Source organism: Pseudomonadota bacterium, assembly GCA_034660915.1.
Taxonomy (GTDB): Bacteria; Desulfobacterota; Anaeroferrophillalia; order Anaeroferrophillales; family Anaeroferrophillaceae; genus DQWO01.
Genome location: JAYEKE010000174.1, coordinates 7,424 through 9,868, shown reverse-complemented (window position 1 = coordinate 9,868; position 2,445 = coordinate 7,424). Strand labels below are relative to the sequence as shown.

Annotated in this window: 2 protein-coding genes; one reads left to right on the top strand and one right to left on the bottom strand. The window is 49.9% G+C overall.

The genetic code is table 11. The annotated features are described in order from the left end of the window. Positions 1-213 precede the first annotated feature (213 nt). A complete protein-coding gene (locus U9P07_10140; GenBank protein MEA2109764.1) occupies positions 214-1,527 on the top strand; it encodes an MltA domain-containing protein in 1,314 nt (437 codons plus the stop codon). Between the two features lie 20 nt (positions 1,528-1,547). On the opposite strand, the gene glyQ is transcribed toward U9P07_10140, so the two are convergent. Then, the gene (gene glyQ / locus U9P07_10135) at positions 1,548-2,432 is read right to left on the bottom strand and encodes a glycine--tRNA ligase subunit alpha (protein ID MEA2109763.1); all 885 of its coding nucleotides are present in this window, start codon (positions 2,430-2,432) and stop codon (positions 1,548-1,550) included. Positions 2,433-2,445: the final 13 nt, after the last annotated feature.

Here is a 2,445-nt window from a genome sequence, read left to right as displayed (position 1 = left end):
TTTAATCATTAAACTAACAGCTAACGGCTAATAGCTAATCGCTTATTTAGATATAAAATACACCTCATTTACTGAAAAATCAAGATTAATGGGGGACAGTTTTGAAAACTGTCCCCAACCATTATCCGGACTTGATGATGGTTTGACCGGTCTTTGGTTTCATGCTAAACAGTCCTGTTATCGGCAGAATTACGGTGAAACTAAAGGGTTCCCATGTCTGGTTTAATAAAACGTCATCGCTGGTTATGGTTTGCTGTTCTTGTCCTGCTGGCCGCTATCGTCAGCCTGGCTATGGGATGGTTGTCATGGCAGAAATTCCAGGCATCCAGTGATCCCGCCAGGGCGCTGACATTGATTGAAAAAAAATCGCAGCCGGTTTTTGCTGACGATTTGTCCCTGGATTCTCTGGGGCGGGCTTTAGATCGTAACCTGGAATTTTTAGCCAGTCGCGAGCCGGAAATGATTATTAATTTTGGCCCTGAATCGTTTACTGTCAGGCAAATGTTGAAAAGCCAGCAGCAACTGCGGCAGTTCATTGATAAACCGGTTTCCGCTTTGGTACTGGATCAGTATCTGCGGACCAATTTTTCCGTTTTCGAAGCTGGAGCTGGAACACAGTCGGGAAAAGTCCTGGTGACCGGTTATTATTTGCCGGTGCTGCATGGCTCCCGCCATCAAAGTTCGCGTTTCCGCTGGCCACTCTACCAGCGGCCGGATGACCTGGTCAGTATTTCTCTGGCTGAATTCGGCTTCTGGAAACGCTGGCAGGATAGCTCCATCCTGTTGCTCTGGTTGATGAATCTTGGCGGACTGCGGGCGCTGCCAACCCGGGTTTTTGGTCGTTTAACGGCCGATCGTAAAGTTATTCCCTATTTCAGTCGTCGGGAAATTGATTATGAAAAGATCCTTGACGGCCGGCAGCTGGAACTCGTCTGGCTGGATGATGATATTGAGCGGTTTTTTCTGCATATTCAGGGATCTGGCCGGATAATTCTTGATGATGGCGGTGAAATGATGGCGGGCTACGCGGCTGCCAATGGCCATCCCTATCGCAGTATTGGTGCCTGGTTGATTCGACAGGGATACATGGAGCGGGAGGCGGTGACCATGCCGGCGATCAGGAAGTTTATCCAGGAGCACCCGGAAAAGGCTGCCGATATTTTCACTGCCAATCCCAGCTATGTATTTTTCCGGCAACTGCCGAACCGGGAGCCTCTGGGTTGCTGGCAGATTCCCCTGACTGCCGGGCGCAGCATTGCCACCGATAAATCCATCTTTCCTGCCGGAGGGCTTGCTTTCCTTTTGACTGAAATACCGGAGTTTTCTGCTGACGGTTCGATTATATCCTGGCAGTCCAGCGGCCGACTGGTGTTGAATCAGGATACTGGTGGGGCCATCAAAGGGAGTCGGCGGGTTGATCTTTTTTGTGGTGCCGGGAAAGAGACAGAGCAAATGGCCGGAGTGATGAAACAGCCCGGCCGCCTCTTTTTCCTGGCTCCCAGGTTGGAAGTTAAGTTGAAATATTAAGCTTTCAGGAGCCTTTAACCTTACACCTTTAACCTTGTACCTTTCAACAGCGGAAATCCCATTTCTTCCCGTTGTTTGAGGTAGTTTTCCGCCGATAGTTTGGCCAGGTTCCTGACTCTGCCGATGTAGCTGGTTCGTTCCGTGACCGAAATGGCTCCCCGGGCATCAAGCATGTTAAAGGTATGGGAGCATTTGAGACAGCAGTCATACAGTGGCAGTACCAGATTTTTTTCTGCCAGTTGCTGACCTTCGGCTTCGAACATGTCGAAAAGCTTTTGCAGCATCTCAACATTGGCTTCTTCGAAATTGTAGCGGGACCATTCCACCTCGCTCTGGTGGTGTATCTGGCCATATTTGATCGTATCATTCCACCGCAGGTCGAAAACGTTGTCAACCCCCTGCAGGTACATGGCAATACGTTCCAGCCCATAGGTGATTTCACCGGAAATGGGCTTTAAATCAAAGCCGCCTACCTGCTGGAAATAGGTGAACTGGGTGATTTCCATCCCATCCAGCCAGACCTCCCAGCCAAGTCCCCAGGCTCCTAAAGTCGGGGATTCCCAGTCGTCTTCAACGAAACGGATATCATGGGCCAGGGGATCGATTCCCAAAACTTTCAAACTGTCCAGATAGAGTTCCTGAATATCAATGGGCGAGGGTTTCAGAATGACCTGGTATTGGTAGTAATGCTGGAGACGGTTGGGGTTTTCTCCATAGCGGCCATCTGTCGGCCGACGTGATGGCTCCACATAGGCGACATTGAAAGGTTCAGGTCCCAGGGAGCGGAGAAAAGTTGCCGGGTTGAAGGTTCCGGCGCCCACTTCCAGGTCGTAGGGTTGTTGAATAATGCATCCTTTTGCGGCCCAGTATTTTTCCAGAGTAAGAATGACATCTTGAAAGTTCATGATAGCTCTCCCT

Bases quoted from the DNA above. Each gene is read 5' to 3' on its own strand.
- U9P07_10140 (MEA2109764.1), top strand. From the start codon at position 214: ATGTCTGGTTTAATAAAACGTCATCGCTGGTTATGGTTTGCTGTTCTT.
- glyQ (MEA2109763.1), bottom strand. From the start codon at position 2,432: ATGAACTTTCAAGATGTCATTCTTACTCTGGAAAAATACTGGGCCGCA.